Below are 17,188 nucleotides of genomic sequence, written 5' to 3' on the forward strand. Positions count from 1 at the left end.
TGTCTTTCTTCCTTTCATAAACGTTGGATACGTTTGAGTTTACGGCCAGTATCCCAGTGATAATCTGAAAATTGGATTTGAGGAACTATGAACTCTTTTTGCTGGGCCAAGAGTTGGAACTGTGCTAAAATTGCTGTCTCTACGTCCTCATCTAGTTGGCTTAGACAAACTTCCACTAATTTCTCAGAATGTTGCTTAACTTGATAATCTCCTACATTCTCCACAAAGAGGATGCAACGCCTAATAAAGTCTGGATAGATCGTTACCTGCCCCCCATCCAGTCCTTCAAAATAGAAGATGTCGTCAGAGCGTCCTTCGACCTTGTCAATCCGTGTATAGTAGGAGCCACAGGGACAAGGCTCCGGATTTTCAACCAAGATATCATTGAGCTGGTAGCGATAAATAGGCTGACTACTTCGCTTAAAGTCCGTAATCACTGGATAAAAACGGCGGTCATCTAGATACTGCTTTTCTACAAAGATAATGTCTTCGTTGAGATGCAGATTGCCAGCTGAGCAAGTGCAGGCTAGGAAACCTTCTGTCGCCTGATAAACTTGGTCAATGATGGATAGTGAAAAAGCTTCTGCGATCCGTCCCCTATCACTATCTTCCAAGATTTCCGCCACCGAAACGATTTTTTGTGGGTGAATAGCTAACTCTCCATCCTTGAGACGCTTGCTCAATTCAACCAACATCGAGGCTGGCGCCACAATAATCGTTGGTTGATAGTTGTTGAGTCGCTCGATATGATCATCTGTATGTTTGAAAATATCAAAATACTCTAGACGAATGAGCGCCGTATTGATGGTCTGATAGAGTTCATTATCAGCTCTCAGGAAAAAGGCGATGCGATGTCCAAAAAGCTGCCCCTTGGGCAACATCTTTGCCAAGATAGCCGCAGCCCACATACTTCGCTCTTTCTCTGTTGTGATAAAGAGCCCCCGATGTCCAGACGTCCCTGAAGACAGACCGACGGCTACTTCTCCTTTAAGTTCAGTGAAGTCACGGGTCTTCTCACTTTCAATAGCTAAGGATAAGGCTTCATCACGATCCACTCCTTGGGTGTTGAGCTCATTGAAATGTTCCATCATAAAAGCCTTGTCCATATGGTCAAAGTTGCTAGGAACCCCATTTTTAAAGTAGGGCGACTCTCGCTTTAAAAAGTCCATATAGTTAGCTAATTGCTTTTTCTGATAGTTTTCTACTGCTTCTCGAGATTTGAAATGATGAAGCCAACGAGTTTGGATAAAGGTTTTAAGAAAGGTTATTTTTTTCATGTAAGATTGACTCTATCCTTTCTACAGGATCATGGTTAACAACTACCTCGATACCGTCCTTTAAGACTTCCTCCAGAAACTCTGTCCCCCTGATATAGTCGGCCCTATTATCCTGGACCAAGGAAGGAATCAGGTGCATCTGCTTAGTGTAAGGTAAGAGGTCAATTCCCCAACAGAGGTCCGCTGCAATGAGGAGATTAAGGTATGGAAAATATAGACAGGCTTGCCCCCTAGCATGCCCGTCAACAGAAGAAACTAGGATACTGCCATCTCCAAAAAGATCACAAATCGGACGATAGGGAAAAGTTGAATCTTGCTGGTCAGCTCTGATAATGGTCAGTCTTTTCTCAAAATCAGCTGGTAAAAACTCCTTGAAAATCAGGTCTTTCAACTTGGGTTTTTGGTAGACTTCATATACTTCTTTTGTCAAGATAAAGGTTGCACGAGGAAAGAAACTAGCTCCTCCCAGATGATCTGGATGTAGGTGTGATAGAAGAACATAGTTAATTTCTTCTGGTTTGATTCCCTTCGCTTCCAGCAAACGTGAAATCTGGTCCTTCTCCGTCATTTGAACGGGCGTTCCTAGCCGATAGAAACCATAGCGAAGCCGGGTCTTAATATCGTAATGATAGCCTGTGTCATAGAGGAGATAGCCCTTGTCCCTGTGTTTGATAAGAAAAACACCTGCTGGAAAGGTCATCTTTTGATTCTTAACTCCCTTAAATAGCAAACCTGTGTAGCTGGTACAATAGCCTGCTGGGAAATAATCAATGCTTTCGATAATCTTGGACATATTGTTCAATCCCTTCCGAAATACTGATCTGAGGGCGATAACCCAAGTCTCGCTCCGCCTTGCTGATGTCCAGCGTCTGACTATAACGGAGCAGATAATAGGTATAGCGTGTCAGTGGCGGTTCACCTTTGAGTTTTAATACCTTATACAGAAACTCTAAACTACTGGCAATAACTGAAAGAAGAGGAGCTGGCACTTTTCTGTATGTTATTGGATAACCCAACCCTCTCAAGGTTTCTTCTATCAAATCCTTAAAGGCTCTTGGTTCCCCATTGGTAATATTATAAACTTCGCCACTAGCTTGAGGGGCCTCTAGTGCCAAGCGAATTGCCAGAGCGACATTTTCCACACAGGTCATATCCATGAGCTGACGACCATCCCCTATCAAGGGAATGCCAATCTTCTGACTGAGTTTGAGAACTCGGGGCAAAATACTGGTATCCCCAATCCCAAAAAGCCCACGAGGTCGTAAGATAATACTCGGAACATCGGGATAGTCCTTAAACAGCTTCTCCGAAGCCAGCTTACTACGAATGTAGTTGTTCAGATTATTTTCCTGAGGCGCAGCACTTTCTTTGATAGCTAACTGATCTCGAGGCGCAGCATAGATGCTAGGCGAGGACACATAAACCAAACGCAGAATACCAGCCTCTCGGCAAGCATCCAGAACATACTTGGTCCCTAAGACATTTGTCTGGTAGAAATCCTCCCAAGGCCCCCAAACGGTAGAAAGAGCACCCGCATGCACAACCATGTCCATCCCCTGACAAACCCGAGCCAAGTCCTCTTGCTTGGTCAAATCTCCCTGAAAAAATGCCACAGAGGAGTTTTCTAAAGACTGACCCACATTGCGATTGCGTCCAAAAGCGCGTACCTGATAGCCCTGCTGACTAAGCTCTTCAACAACATACTTGCCTAGAAAGCCCGTAGCACCTGTCACCAATACTTTCTTCATTTTTTACTTCTCCTTGTCCCCTAAGAGCCGATGTATTTCGCTCTTCAGAATCTCTGTTGGCTGATAGATTTGAGCTGCACGACTAAGTCTGTTCAAGTCTGGCCAGTCATCTCTAGCCAACAACTCATCAAAGGCACGTCCAATCGCTTCCGTATCCTCTCGTTTAGCAGTCAAGGCAATCCCTGCCTCTAATCCACGAACTGCATAGTCATACTGATCATAGTCATGGGGGAGAATCAAGGCAGGCTTACCATAGATGATACACTGGTAAAAAATACCCGCACCACCATGATGAATCACATAATCCATCTGAGGAATGTACTCCTTATAGGGAAGATAGGATACCACAGAAACATTGTCCATGAGCTCTTCACATTGGAAGTCTTGTCCGCCAAACCCCAGAGTCACAAAGAAGTGGCAATCTGGATGTGCTTCTGCCAATTGTTGTGTCTGATAGAGGAGATTGTCTTTAGCCCATGCTAGCTGAGTGCCACAGGAGACAAGGACCTTCTTATAACCTGCATAAGGAGACAAATCGAGTGGATAATTTTCTGCCCTCTCAATCGAAGAGCCAAAAGGTCCCACCCAAAGGTAGTGCTCTGGAAAACCGCTTTTCAGCTCCAACTCTTTCATCCCAATTCCCAAGATGGAATAGGGTGAATAGATGGTTTCCTGACCTTTCTGATTGTAGAGCTTAAAATCGTAACGTTTCAATCGTTCTCTCAATAAAAAGCTTACGATTCGTTTCCCTAAACGAGTTCCTTTTCTTCCTAACCATTGCTGAGCAGATTGGAAAGATGTTTTTGGACTGCCCATTCCTCCAAAGAAACAAGGCGGTCCATCTGTCGTTTCAATGGCAAACTGTGTCGCCATCGTGGTAATCCAGGGAATATTCAACTGTTCCGCTACAAGTCCTCCAGAGAGGGTTATAAAGTCCGCAATCACAATATCCGGTCTATTTTCCTGCCACTCTTGCACTAATTGATCTGAAACCACATTGATCAAATCAAGACTAGCTGACAACTGTCGATAAGCAGAAAAAAGGTTTAACTGCCCTTCATTGTTAGCTACACGCTCAAACTCATCTACACAATTTTCTAAAATGGGAATCACCTGGAATCCCATCTCCTCTGCTACAGTTTTTCGTTGTGGTCCTGTAAATAATCGAATCTCATACAAGGGATCCTTCAACAAGGGTGCAAGTAAATTCAGTGTTGGGAAGAGATGCCCACTCAAAGGAACTACAACCACATCAATTTTGATTTTTCTCATATGTCTAGGATAGCAAATTTTTAAAAAAAGAACTACCAAAATGATAGTTCTTTCCAACATTATTTATATTTTGAAGAATAAGTTCCTTCCACTCTACTTAGTCTTTAAAAAAGTTCTTTGTAGAGAGCAATGGTCTCTTCTAAAGTTGGCATAAATGGATTGCCTGGCGCACATGCATCAATCAAAGCATTCTTAGAAAGGTAGTCAAAGTCAAAGTCTTTTTCTTGGATACCGAGTTCAGTGAGTTTCTTCGGAATACCAACTGTTTCAGACAGTTTTTCAATCTCAGCGATAGCATAGTCAGCACATTCTTGGTCTGTTTTCCCTTCCACATGGAGTCCCAAGGCCTTGGCTACATTGCGGAAAGCTTCTGGTACACGTTTGGCATTTTCACGCTCTACAACTGGGAGAAGCATGGCACAGCAGACACCATGTGGCAAGTTATATACCGCACCGAGTTGGTGAGCCATAGAATGAACATAGCCCAAACCAGCATTGTTAAAGCTCATACCACCGAGGAAGATAGCATTGACCATCGCCTCACGCGCTTCAATATCTTGGCCATTTGCCACAGCACGAGGAAGATACTCCTTGATGAGTTCAATCGCTCCGATAGAGAGTTTCTTGGTCACATTATAAGCACCTGGTGTTACTAAAGCCTCGACAGCGTGAGTAAGAGCATCCATACCTGTCGCCGCTGTCAATCCTTTCGGTTTTGAAAGCATGAGTTCTGGATCATTGACAGAGATGAGGGCGAGGCTGTTCTTATCAACCATTACCATCTTGACCTTGCGTTCTTCGTCAGTAATAACATAGTTAATGGTAATTTCTGCAGAAGTTCCAGCTGTTGTATTGATTGCAACCACTGGCAAGCCTTTTTTAGCAGACTTGTGGAGACCTTCGTAGTCCTGTGGTTTTCCACCATTTGTAGTGATGATAGAGATACAACTAGCGGCATCCTGAGGAGACCCTCCCCCAAGACTGATGATGAAGTCACATCCATGCTCTTTCAGAGCAGCAACCCCATCTGTAACGTTCTTGCAAGTCGGATTTGGCTCCACATCGCTAAAAATCACATATTCGATCCCTTCAGCATCTAATGGTTTTAGGACCTTAGGTAAAATATCACTGCCTTCGATGAACTTATCTGTCACCAAAAGGGCCTTCTTATACCCCAGTTCCTTGATATACGGGCCTACTTCATTTACAACACCTTTACCGATAAGGTTAACTGATGGAACGTAAAATGTAGCCATATGCTTTTCCTCCTGCGCCTCTGCGCTAATTGATTATTTACTATAAGTATACGACCTTATAAGAAGTTTTACAAACATTTGTAAGCGTTTTAAGTAAAAAGTTAGTAAAGAACAGCCAACCCTTTTTTCAAGAAAAAAGCTCCAAAAAGATAGCTTTCATCTCATTGGAACTTTTACTGAATCATTATTGCTTAGTTAATACCACTCGGTCAGATGCCTCTCGGTCCATATCGTCGATAATCAATTGATTACCATTAACCGTGTAAATTTTGACATCATCACCGATAATGACACGTTGATTTTCTGGCTCAAAGCTGACTTGCTTGATTTCCTTATCTCCATCTGGCTCGACTTCAGTCCATGTACCAGTTTTACCTGTTACAACAAGAGTGATTTGGTCATTCTCATCTTTTCCAGTATAGGTACCATCGATATTCGTAGGTTGATCTACAGTAGTGTCCTGACTTGAGGATGCCTGTGATTGACTAGCACTTGTCGCAGCGCTAGAAGATGATTCTTGTTGAGTAGATGATTGCTGCGCCGATTGCTGGGTAGGGGCTTGTGCCTTAGGTCCACAAGCTGCTAAAAGACTAAGAATTGCTAGGGAAGCAATAGAAAGTGTGAATGTTTTCGTTTTCATAGCGATTTCCTTTCTTTTGTGCCAATAATTTGCTGGAATCGTTTCCAGATATACCTCCTACCTACAGTATAGCAACATAAACCTATAAGGTCAACTAATCTCATCGCTTTCAACCAAACTCCCTCGGACTTCCGAGATAAAGTAGAGGGATCCCGTCACGAAAAGCAAGTCCTGGTCATTGGCCTTATCTTCAAATTCTCTGATAAAGTCGCCATAAGAAGGAATCAAATCATAACCTACCACATCTTTTTCATCCAGAGAGCCTTGGTAGTCAAAGCCTGTTACCTTAAGTTCCACCTCAGGTAACTGCTTAGATAGATAGCCTAACATCCCCTGATAATCCTTGCGTTTAAGTGCTCCAAAAAGGATATGAACCTGGTAACCTTGCTGGATTTTCCCCTGGATAAACTCTACTAGACGAGTCAAGGCTGGCAGATTGTGAGCCCCATCTAGGTAGATTTGCGGACGAATCCGTTCCAATCGACCTGCCCAGTTTGTCTCCTTCAAAGCCCGTCTGACAAGCACTTCTTCGACCCTTTCACCTCTTGATGCCATAAACAGAAGAAAAGTTTGTAAAGCCAAGGCGGCATTTTCTTGCTGATAAACACCTTCCAAACTAATTTCAAGTTGTGAAAAATTCGCTAGGCTGCTTGAAAAATCCCCAGCATTCAAGGAGAAGTCTAGCCCAGCTTGATAGAGATCCACACCTAACTCTCTTGCTGTATTTTGACAGACAAGTTTAGCTTCTGGAGCGAGCTTAGCAATGACTGCCTGCTTGCCGGCCTTGAAAATACCAGCTTTCTGCTCGGCTATTTCCTCTAGACTATCGCCCAAGGTCTCCTGATGATCTAGCCCAATGGAAGTAATAACTGCAATCTCTCCTGTTACGACATTAGTCGTGTCAAGCAAACCACCAATCCCCACCTCTAGCAGGACTAGATCCACTCCCTGCTCTTTAAAGTAAAGCAAGGCAATCAAGGTCAACAATTCAAAGAAAGACAATTGATCGTGTGTCTCTAAAAGAGTTTTCTCCATCTCCTTGACTTGGTTAGCTATACGTACAAAGTCTTCATCTGCGATTGGTTCCCCATTGATACAGATTCGATCATGGATGCTGATGATATGAGGAGAGGTAAAAGTACCAACTTTTTTACCATGAGCAACAAACAACTCCCTCATGAAGGCAATAGTTGACCCTTTACCGTTAGTCCCTGTTACGTGGATAATAGGATAAGTCCTCTCTGGATTCCCCAGCAAATCCACTGCTCGCTGCATTCGTCCAAGTCCAGATCTAAAGTTTAAACCAATCCGACTATGCAGCCATTCTTCTACTTCAAACATACATATCTCCTTAACAAAAGTCCAATCAACTACCGCATCAAAGTATGATTACAAATAAAAAGTGAGGTCAGGACTAAAATCCCAACCTCTTACCTGGTTAGCTAATCACTAGCTACAATGAATTTCAACGTGGGCTAAAAACGTCCACTGGATGTTCCAACTCTTTCTAGTTTCTAGGAGTTGGGGTGATACAGTCTCCCAGACTTACCAGTTCTCTCTTATTTAAAGGAACTGGGGTAAAAATATCCACTGGATGTTCCAACTCTTTCTAGTTTCTAGGAGTTGGGGTGATACAGTCTCCCAGACTGTATCACTCCTCCATAAAGCTGTTGAAGACTTCTTCAATCATGTTCCATTCGTCTTCTGAGTCTTCTGGGATTGGTTGCAATTCGCCTTCTGTTCCGTCTTCATTTTCGATGAATGAGTAAGCTTGAATTTCAACTTCACCATTTTCATCTTCTTCTGCATTAACTGGCACTAGCAGAACATAATTTTTACCAAATTCTTCTTTCCCATCGATGGTCAAAAGAATTTCAAACAAGGTTTCATTTCCTTGCTCATCTACTAGTGTAATCAATTCACGTTCTTCGTGGTCATGGTTGTGATCGTGTGACATAGTTTCTCCTCTGTCTTAAAATTTTCTATCTAAATAATTTTGCAAAATCAGCTGAGCAGCCAACTTATCAATAACTTTCTTGCGTTTGTTACGGCTGATATCTGCTTGTTCAATCAACATACGCTCCGCAGCGACCGTTGTCAAACGCTCATCCTGATAGTCTACTGGCAAACCAAAGAGTTCTTCTAGCTTGGCACCATAGGCTTGACTGGCTTCTACTCGCGGACCGCTGGTATTGTTCATGTTCTTTGGCAGACCTACTACAAAGCGTTCTACCTTATAGCTGTCAACCAATTCCTTGATACGGTCAAAACCAAACTGGCCCTGATCCTCATTAATCTGGATGATTTCAAGTCCCTGAGCGGTGAAGCCTAGGGGATCGCTAATCGCCACCCCTACTGTTTTTGAACCGACGTCCAATCCCATAATTCTCATAGATTATAGATCGACTCCTTGTCCCTTAAGGTAGTAGCGTACCAGTTCTTCAACAATTTCATCACGCTCATACTTACGGATTTGATTTCGTGCATTGTTGTAACGAGGAACGTAAGCAGGGTCTCCACTCAATACATAACCGACGATCTGGTTAATCGGATTGTAGCCCTTGTCATTCAAAGAAGCATAAACATCTGTCAATGTTTCGCTAATTTCTTTCTTATTGGAATCATCCAATTTAAACCGTACAGTTTCTTCAGTAAATCCCATTCTAACACCCTCTTTCCTTAGAATACTACTATTATAGCACATTCCCTGACGTTCTACAAATAAGTCAGTCTATTTATTTGGATTTTCTTACTGTTCCGTCGCCCCATTTGCCACTCTGTCAGCAATATACTGGCTAGGTTCGTTTTTTAAGAGATTTTCCAGGCCGATATTTTTTAAATATTCCAGCTGAGATGCCTTTTTGACATCCAATACTTGAAAATCATAAGTCGTTGTCGTCTGGATTTCTGTCTCGCTGAGTAGCTTGGTTTCCAGTGTAAATCCTGCTAGTTTGCGTGCCTCTTGGATGGTCTCATCCTTCTCTTCAGCTTCTAGAAGCGCTTTTTGCGTCTCCTCTAGGCCATTTTCAGAGATAAAGGTCTTGAGTTCATCCCCGACAGGTCGTTTTTGCTGGATGGTCAAGGTCAAAAACTGATTACCTTTATAGGTAATGATCTGAATCTGTTGCGTTCCATTTTCTGACTTCGGCATCAACAGGGTCTTGGTGACAACCGTATTCTTTTCGGCATTGTCCAAAACGGGAAGGTTTGATTGGAGAGGTTCAGATGCTGTTGTGGAAGCAGCAGGAGTTTCCTTTTTTTGCCCACATCCCGCAAGCAAAAAGAGGAGAGCAAAACTAGCAATTAGTAACTTTTTCATAATTCCTCACTTGATTTTAAAACAACAGAGCAAACAAGGCCAGGAGTCACTCCCAGCCTTGATGTTTTATAGAGCTGCACGTAGACGTGCTTCTGCATTTTCTACATTACGGACAGAGCGTGGCAAGAAGGCACGGATATCATCTTCTTTATAGCCGACTTGCAGGCGCTTCTCATCAACGAGAATCGGACTCTTTAAGATCCGTGGTGTTTCCATGATTAAGTTGAGCACTTCATTGACACTCAAATCCTCGATGTCAACTCCAAGTGCCTTAGCGTAGCGGTTTTTTGACGAAACGATACTGGCAATTCCATTATCTGTTTTCGTGAGAATATCTAATAACTCTTCTCTTGTAATTCCTTCTTTACCGAGATTTTGTTCTTTATAACTTAACTGGTGGGCATTGAGCCAGGTTTTCGCTTTTTTACAGCTAGTACAACTTGAGACTGTATAAATTTTGATCATGTACCTACCCCTTTCGCTACATGTTACTATCAGTTTAGTCTATTATACCATAAAAAACATCCGACTTGCGACCTATTTTTAAAAAAAATTAACTTTTTTCGCGATTTTCGTACTTTTTTCTTGACAAAATCAATTTATAACCAACTTTTAAATTTTTTGATATAGATTCGTTTTACAACTGTAACACTTATCATATAGAGAACGATAATCAAAAGCAAAAAGAGGAAATAAATTGGTTCCAAAGGGGTTAAATGAAGCAGGCTAGCAATTGAAGAGTAGGGAAGGAAGGTCACAAAACTAGCTGCTAGCAAGGTTGTTCCAAGAACAAACCATGATGGACGACTTTGTAAGAAAGGAAGTTTTGCTGAACGAAGCATATGGATAACCATGGTTTGGGACCACATGGATTCAATGAACCAACCTGTCTGGAACAAGATGATAAAGCCCGTTGCAGACTCTGCTCCGTGAGCATAAGCTTGGCCTGTCGCTATTGGGACAATGACAAAATAGAGCAAGATAAAGGTTAAAATATCAAAGGCAGAAGAAATCGGACCCATCCAAATCATAAAACGAGTAATAGACTTAGCCTCCCACTTATGAGGATGCTTCAAAAAGTCTTCATCCACATTATCAAATGGCAAGGCAATGCAAGAAAGGTCGTAGACGAGGTTTAACACAATCAAGTGAATCGGAGCCATAGGAAGGAAAGGTAAAAAGATACCAGACACTAACAGAGAGAAAATGTTCCCGAAATTAGAGCTGACCGTCATCTTGATATATTTGGTCATATTAGCGTAGACCTTACGCCCTTCAACCAGCCCTTTTTCAAGCACCATCAAATCCTTATCTAGCAAAATGACATCAGCCGTTTCTTTGGCAATATCTACTGCTGTATCAACAGAAATCCCCACATCTGCCACTTTCATAGAAGGGGCATCATTGATCCCATCTCCCATATAGCCGACACAATGTCCATTCGATTTGATTTGTAAAATGATTCGTGCTTTTTGATCCGGAGAGAGTTTGGCGAAGACCGTCACCTTCTCAACTGCTTGGGCCAACTCTTCGTCTGTCATGGCATCAATATCAGAACCCAACAAGATTTGATCAACGTCTAGACCAACTTTTTCGCATACTGCTTGGGTTACCTTCTCATTATCCCCCGTCAAGATTTTGGTTTGAACACCATGCTCTAACAAAGCTTGGATAGCAGGTGCTGCAGATGGTTTTGGTGGATCTAGGAAAGCAAGATATCCTGTTAGAATCATCTCCTTTTCATCTTCAACGGAGTAAGCAAAACCTTCTTTTAGGCCTGTTTTATAAGCGACTCCCAAGACTCGCAAACCTTGCTGATTGAGTTGGTCTACTTCTTTTAAGATTTCCACTCGGATATCATCCGTCAGAGGACTAATCTGACCTTGATATTCCACATGGGTTGAAATCGCAAGCATTTCCTCTAGGGCACCCTTGGTTACCAAGCTAACAACTTCATTCTCATCCTTGACGATGACACTCATCCGTCTGCGTTCAAAATCAAAGGGTAATTCATCGATTTTTTGGAAGCTAGTATCCAAATTTTGTAGAATAGCGTGTTCTTTAGCTTCTTTTTCAGTTCTACTGATAATGGCACGGTCCATCAAGTTTTTCAAACCGGTTTGAAAATAGGAATTGAGGTAGGCCCGTCTCAACACAGACAAATCCAAATCTCCATGTATATCCAAAGGATATTCAAGGACAATTTCGTCTTGGGTAAGGGTTCCGGTTTTATCCGTACACAGGATATCAATAGCACCTAGGTCTTGTATGGCATTGAGTTTTTTGATGACCACTTTTTCCTTGGCCATGATAATGGAACCTTTTGCTAAACTGGCCGTGATGATCATAGGAAGCATCTCAGGTGTCAATCCAACACCAACACTCAGTGCAAACACACCTGCTTCCAGCCAGTCGCCGTCTGTCAAACCATTGGAGAGAAAGACGATGGGAACCATGACCAACATCAAACGGATCAAGAGCCAAGAGATGCTGTTCATCTCCCGTTCAAAAGAGGTCGGTTCGTCATAGGTATTGAGGGTCTGCTCGATTTCTCCCATCATGGTATCATCACCGACCGCTAGAATCAAAGCCTTGGCACTTCCTGATATCACGTTGGTTCCCATAAAGGCGAGCGCTTCTGCTTCTAGCAGACTATCGAAGTTTGACTGACTCATTTTTGACAAGGCTAGTTTTTCAACCGAGTCACTTTCACCTGTCAAACCAGACTGTTGGACAAAGAAATCACGTGATTCAATTAAAATGAGGTCTGCTGGAATCATGTCCCCAGCACTTAACTTGACTATATCTCCAACGACCAAATCTTCAATTGCAACCTCTAAACTCTGGCCTTCGCGAATAACTGTGGCAGTGTTCACAATCATTTTTGATAGATTGGTCGCAGCCTTATCACTCCGCAGTTCTTGGACAAAGCGTATGCCACCAGAGATTAGAATGAGAACGACGATGATGATAGAGGTCGTCGGATCTTCTTGTCCAGGCTTCGCCAACCAGACATTGGTCACCATGGAGATCATAGCGATGACTAGCAGGATGATTGTAAATGGATTGATAATAGATTCGTAAATCTTTTTGAGGATACTGTCTTCTTGACCCTTGGTGATGGTGTTTTCGCCATATAGGTCACGATTTTTCTCCACCTGCTCCTCAGTCAAGCCTGTTAGACTTGTCTTATAAAAAGATAGAGTTTCGTTTAAAGGTGTGTGAATAGCTGCTGCTAATCTTTCTTTTGTAGTTTTCATTGGTTTCTCCTATCTGTATGAATGATGTGTTTCATACACAGAGACCAATCACTTTATAAGGGCAGAACGACACAAATCAGCGATTGGCTGTGTATGTGCGGTTCTGGATGATCGTCAATTTGCATCGTTTTTCTCCTTTCTTTTTCTTAAAACAGTAGAAAATCCCACCATAAAATGGCAGGATTAAAAAACTAATTATCTGTTTTTTCGTTCAAGCTTTAACTCCATAGGGCGATGAAATGAGCTTAGTCTTGGCCTTCGCGACCAGGACTGTTGACCAACGAGTAGTGTCTCCACTGCTTTGCGGTAGTCATCCGTATCCCTATGGTAGCCTCACCTACCGTTTTCGTCTATCAGTATAAACCTTTAAAATATAAAAGTCAACGATTTATCATAATTTTCTTAAATAACAATTAATTCCTTCGGCGCTAGAGTCAACAATTCGCAACCGTTATCTGTAATCAGGATATCATCCTCGATACGAACCCCGTATTTACCTTCAATATAGATACCTGGTTCATCAGTCAAGACCATACCAGATTTAATGACTTCTTTGGAAGTTTGGCTAAAGTAAGGTTCTTCGTGAATATCCAGTCCGATACCGTGTCCAATACCGTGGGTAAAGTAGTCGCCATAGCCTGCCTCGATGATAATATCACGAGGGATTTTGTCAAAGTCGCGAAAACCTAATCCTGCCTTAGCCTGGTCAATCAAGGCTTGGTTGGCTTTCAGGACAGTATTGTAAATCTCTGCCTGCTCGTCACTGACATGACCGAGGTAGATGGTCCGTGTCATATCGCTGACATAGTGGTCGTAGAGACAGCCGAAGTCCATGGTAATGGCTTCTCCCGCTTCAACTGGTTTGTGCATTGGATGGGCGTGAGGTTTAGAAGAGTTGATGCCACTTGCTAAAATGGTATCAAAAGACAAGCCTGCCGCTCCTAGCTCACGCATGCGGAAGTCAAGGAAGTTGGCAATCTCAATTTCAGTCTTTCCTGGTTTGATAAAGTCAAGTGCATCTCGGAAGGCTTGGTCTGAGATAGAACACGCCTTGCGAATAGTCGTAATCTCCGCCTCATCCTTAATCATACGAAGTGCTTCTACAAACTGAGTCTGTGGAAGCAAGTCGATCCCTGCAAAAGCTGCCTGCATACGGTGGTAATAAGAGACCGAAATCTCGTCCTCAAAACCGATGCGAGACAAGCCCATATCCTTAACGATGCCTGCAATGACAGCCAATTCATCGCGGTCAGCCACAATCTCAAAACCTGTTACTTCTTGCTTAGCAGCAATGATATAGCGAGAGTCTGTCACCAAGACCTGACGATCACGGCTGATAAAGACGGTTCCGTTTGAACCCCAAAAACCAGTCAGGTAATAGACGTTTTTAAGGTTGTTGATGATGATGCCATCTAGTTCTTTTTCTTGCATTTTAGCTAGAAATGCTTGCACACGTTTATTCATGATGTAACTTTCCTTTCAAATAGTGTCCTGTGTAGCTGGCTTCATTGGCCGCTACTTCTTCTGGAGTTCCTGTTTCGATGATGGTTCCACCACCGACACCGCCCTCAGGTCCCAAATCGATGATATGGTCTGCCGTCTTGATAACATCCAGATTGTGCTCGATGACGAGGACTGTATTGCCATCGTCGACAAAGCGAGCTAAAACCTTGAGCAAGCGAGCGATATCCTCGGTATGAAGCCCTGTCGTCGGTTCATCCAGAATGTAGAAGGATTTTCCTGTCGAGCGTTTGTGGAGTTCACTAGCCAACTTCATACGCTGAGCTTCTCCTCCAGAAAGGGTGGTAGCCGGTTGCCCTAGCGTTACATAGCCCAGTCCCACATCCTTGATGGTCTGAAGTTTGCGTTGAATCTTGGGAATGTGTTGGAAGAATTCCACCGCATCGTTGACGGTCATGTCCAAGACCTGCGAGATATTCTTTTCCTTATAGTGGACTTCTAGGGTTTCACTGTTGTAGCGGGTTCCGTGGCAGACTTCACAAGCCACATAAACATCTGGCAAGAAGTGCATCTCGATCTTGATAATCCCGTCACCTGAGCAGGCTTCGCAACGACCACCCTTAACGTTGAAACTGAAACGGCCCTTCTTGTAGCCTCGAATCTTAGCTTCATTTGTCTGAGCAAAGAGGTCACGTATATCGTCAAAAACTCCCGTATAAGTAGCTGGGTTAGACCTTGGAGTCCGTCCGATAGGGCTCTGATCAATGTCAATCAAGCGGTCTACATGCTCAATCCCTGTAATCGTCTTAAATTTACCAGGCTTGTCTGAATTGCGATTGAGCTTCTGGGCAATGGCTTTTTTGAGGATGCTGTTGATTAAGGTCGACTTACCTGAACCTGACACCCCCGTCACTGCGATGAATTTCCCTAGTGGGAAGCGAGCAGTGATATTTTGCAAGTTATTCTCACGCGCACCTGTCACCTCGATAAAACGTCCATTTCCGGAACGGCGCTCTTCTGGAACTGGAATGGCACGTTTTCCTGACAAGTACTGGCCTGTAATAGACTTACTGTTACGGGCCACCTGCTTGGGTGTTCCTGCGGCGACAATCTCCCCACCAAAAACACCGGCACCCGGACCAACGTCAATCAGATAATCCGCCTCTCGCATAGTATCTTCGTCATGTTCCACCACGATGAGAGTATTGCCCAAGTCACGCATCTTTTTCAGACTAGCAATCAGGCGGTCATTATCCCTCTGGTGAAGACCAATGGACGGCTCATCCAGGATATAAAGGACACCTGATAGGTTGGACCCAATCTGGGTTGCCAAGCGAATACGCTGACTCTCCCCACCTGATAGGGTTCCTGCCGAACGCGACAGCGTCAGATAGTTGAGTCCCACATTATTGAGGAAAGTCAAGCGATCCTTGATTTCCTTGAGAATGGGACGGGCGATAATGGCTTCATTTTCAGACAGAGTCAACTGGCTCACCAACTCCAAGTGGTCTGCGATAGACAGGTCTGAGATTTCACCGATATGTGGCCCTTGCTCGCCACCCACACGGACAGACAAGGCCTGGTCATTGAGACGGTAGCCGTGGCAGGTTCCGCAGGTTAGTTCATTCATGTAGAGACGCATTTGGGTGCGTGTGTAATCACTGTTAGTCTCATGGTAACGACGCTTGATATTATTGACAACCCCCTCAAAAGGAATGTCAATGTCGCGCACACCGCCAAATTCATTTTCATAGTGGAAATGGAATTCCTTGCCATCAGACCCGTAAAGAATCAAGTTTTTATCTTCTTCTGACAAGTCCTCAAAAGGCTTATCCATATCCACTCCAAAGGCTGTCATGGCCTGCTCTAGCATATTTGGATAGTAGTTGGAAGAGATAGGATTCCAAGGTGCTAATGCTCCCTCACGCAAAGTTTTGCTGGTATCAGGAACCACCAAGTCAACATCCACCTCCAGCTTGATGCCCAAACCGTCACACTCACTGCATGAGCCAAAAGGAGCATTAAAGGAGAAGAGACGAGGCTCTAACTCTGGTACGGTAAAACCACAAACCGGGCAGGCATAGTGCTCAGAAAAGAGCAACTCAGAATCGTCCATAGTGTCAATAATCACATAACCTTCTGCGATACGAAGGGCAGCCTCAATGGAGTCAAAGAGACGGCTACGGATACCCTCCTTGATAACAATACGGTCGACCACAACATCGATATTGTGTTGCTTGCTCTTAGACAGCTCTGGAACTTCGGTCACATCATAGACTTCCCCATCCACTCGGACGCGGACATAGCCGTCTTTCTGAACCTTTTCAATGACACTCTTGTGTTGCCCTTTTTTCTTACGAATGACCGGAGCTAAGATTTGCAGACGTTGGCGTTCCGGCAATTCCAAGACCTTATCCACAATTTGCTCCACAGAAGAAGCCTTGATAGCCCCATGTCCGTTGATACAGTAAGGCGTCCCCACACGTGCGTAGAGGAGACGCAGATAGTCATTGATTTCAGTAGTTGTCCCGACGGTCGAACGAGGATTTTTGCTGGTGGTTTTCTGGTCGATGGAAATAGCTGGGCTGAGGCCATCAATGGCATCTACATCTGGTTTTTCCATATTGCCCAAGAACTGGCGAGCATAGGCTGATAGACTCTCTACATAGCGACGTTGGCCCTCAGCATAGAGGGTATCAAAGGCTAGACTGGATTTCCCAGACCCTGACAAACCAGTCACAACAACCAGCTTGTCTCGCGGAATCTCCACATCAATATTTTTTAAGTTATGGGCACGTGCCCCATGAATCACAATTTTATCTTGCATCTTTGTTCTTTCTAGTCCATTATTGCTTTCCATTATACCAAAAAATGTGAAATTCTATTACCCAAAAAGCTGTTTTTATAGTATAATAGTACGGTGCAAAAAATGAATCACTGAATAGTAGGAAAGGA

15 protein-coding genes and 1 riboswitch are annotated in these 17,188 nt (G+C 43.5%); all 15 genes read right to left on the minus strand.

The window, feature by feature from the left end:
• Positions 1-14: 14 nt before the first annotated feature.
• The gene (locus tag M1G01_RS06460; RefSeq protein ID WP_247931427.1) at positions 15-1,277 is read right to left on the minus strand and encodes a F390 synthetase-related protein; all 1,263 of its coding nucleotides are present in this window, start codon (positions 1,275-1,277) and stop codon (positions 15-17) included.
• Positions 1,255-2,070: an MBL fold metallo-hydrolase gene (locus M1G01_RS06465; protein WP_247931428.1), complete on the minus strand. Its 816-nt coding sequence runs from the start codon at positions 2,068-2,070 to the stop codon at positions 1,255-1,257. The genes M1G01_RS06460 and M1G01_RS06465 overlap by 23 nt, the downstream gene beginning before the upstream one ends.
• A complete protein-coding gene (locus M1G01_RS06470; RefSeq protein WP_049489452.1) occupies positions 2,045-3,025 on the minus strand; it encodes an NAD-dependent epimerase/dehydratase family protein in 981 nt (326 codons plus the stop codon). Before M1G01_RS06470 ends, M1G01_RS06465 begins: the two co-directional genes overlap by 26 nt.
• 3 nt (positions 3,026-3,028) lie before the next feature.
• Positions 3,029-4,297, minus strand: coding sequence for a glycosyltransferase (locus M1G01_RS06475; RefSeq protein WP_247931429.1), 1,269 nt, complete (start codon positions 4,295-4,297; stop codon positions 3,029-3,031).
• A 104-nt stretch (positions 4,298-4,401) separates the two neighbouring features.
• Positions 4,402-5,553: an iron-containing alcohol dehydrogenase gene (locus M1G01_RS06480; protein ID WP_247931430.1), complete on the minus strand. Its 1,152-nt coding sequence runs from the start codon at positions 5,551-5,553 to the stop codon at positions 4,402-4,404.
• A gap of 184 nt (positions 5,554-5,737) precedes the next feature.
• Positions 5,738-6,193, minus strand: a complete 456-nt coding sequence (locus M1G01_RS06485) for an SP_0198 family lipoprotein (RefSeq protein ID WP_000853131.1) — start codon at positions 6,191-6,193, stop codon at positions 5,738-5,740.
• Positions 6,194-6,283: 90 nt separating this feature from the next.
• Positions 6,284-7,534 carry a bifunctional folylpolyglutamate synthase/dihydrofolate synthase gene (locus M1G01_RS06490; protein ID WP_247931431.1) on the minus strand — a complete coding sequence of 417 codons (1,251 nt, stop codon included), beginning with the start codon at positions 7,532-7,534 and terminating at the stop codon, positions 6,284-6,286.
• Between the two features lie 310 nt (positions 7,535-7,844).
• On the minus strand, positions 7,845-8,150 hold the full coding sequence (locus M1G01_RS06495; protein WP_000017624.1) for a DUF1292 domain-containing protein: 306 nt from the start codon (positions 8,148-8,150) through the stop codon (positions 7,845-7,847).
• Between the two features lie 15 nt (positions 8,151-8,165).
• Complete coding sequence (ruvX, locus tag M1G01_RS06500) at positions 8,166-8,585, minus strand: Holliday junction resolvase RuvX (protein ID WP_002876031.1); 420 nt, start codon at positions 8,583-8,585, stop codon at positions 8,166-8,168.
• A gap of 3 nt (positions 8,586-8,588) precedes the next feature.
• Positions 8,589-8,855 (minus strand): IreB family regulatory phosphoprotein, encoded by a 267-nt coding sequence (locus tag M1G01_RS06505; RefSeq protein WP_000507059.1) that lies wholly within the window; start codon positions 8,853-8,855, stop codon positions 8,589-8,591.
• Positions 8,856-8,942: 87 nt separating this feature from the next.
• Positions 8,943-9,512 carry an SP0191 family lipoprotein gene (locus M1G01_RS06510; RefSeq protein ID WP_247931432.1) on the minus strand — a complete coding sequence of 190 codons (570 nt, stop codon included), beginning with the start codon at positions 9,510-9,512 and terminating at the stop codon, positions 8,943-8,945.
• A 66-nt stretch (positions 9,513-9,578) separates the two neighbouring features.
• Positions 9,579-9,977, minus strand: coding sequence for a transcriptional regulator Spx (gene spx / locus M1G01_RS06515; protein WP_000591165.1), 399 nt, complete (start codon positions 9,975-9,977; stop codon positions 9,579-9,581).
• Between the two features lie 134 nt (positions 9,978-10,111).
• Positions 10,112-12,772 (minus strand): magnesium-translocating P-type ATPase, encoded by a 2,661-nt coding sequence (gene mgtA / locus M1G01_RS06520; protein ID WP_247931433.1) that lies wholly within the window; start codon positions 12,770-12,772, stop codon positions 10,112-10,114.
• Between the two features lie 195 nt (positions 12,773-12,967).
• Positions 12,968-13,119: riboswitch (M-box (ykoK) riboswitch) on the minus strand.
• A 55-nt stretch (positions 13,120-13,174) separates the two neighbouring features.
• Positions 13,175-14,236: a M24 family metallopeptidase gene (locus tag M1G01_RS06525; RefSeq protein WP_247931434.1), complete on the minus strand. Its 1,062-nt coding sequence runs from the start codon at positions 14,234-14,236 to the stop codon at positions 13,175-13,177.
• Positions 14,229-17,060 (minus strand): excinuclease ABC subunit UvrA, encoded by a 2,832-nt coding sequence (uvrA, locus tag M1G01_RS06530; protein ID WP_247931435.1) that lies wholly within the window; start codon positions 17,058-17,060, stop codon positions 14,229-14,231. The genes M1G01_RS06525 and uvrA overlap by 8 nt, the downstream gene beginning before the upstream one ends.
• Between the last annotated feature and the right edge of the window lie 128 nt (positions 17,061-17,188).

Origin of the sequence: Streptococcus oralis, from assembly GCF_023110055.1 — a bacterium.
Classification (GTDB): Bacteria; Bacillota; Bacilli; order Lactobacillales; family Streptococcaceae; genus Streptococcus; species Streptococcus oralis_BY.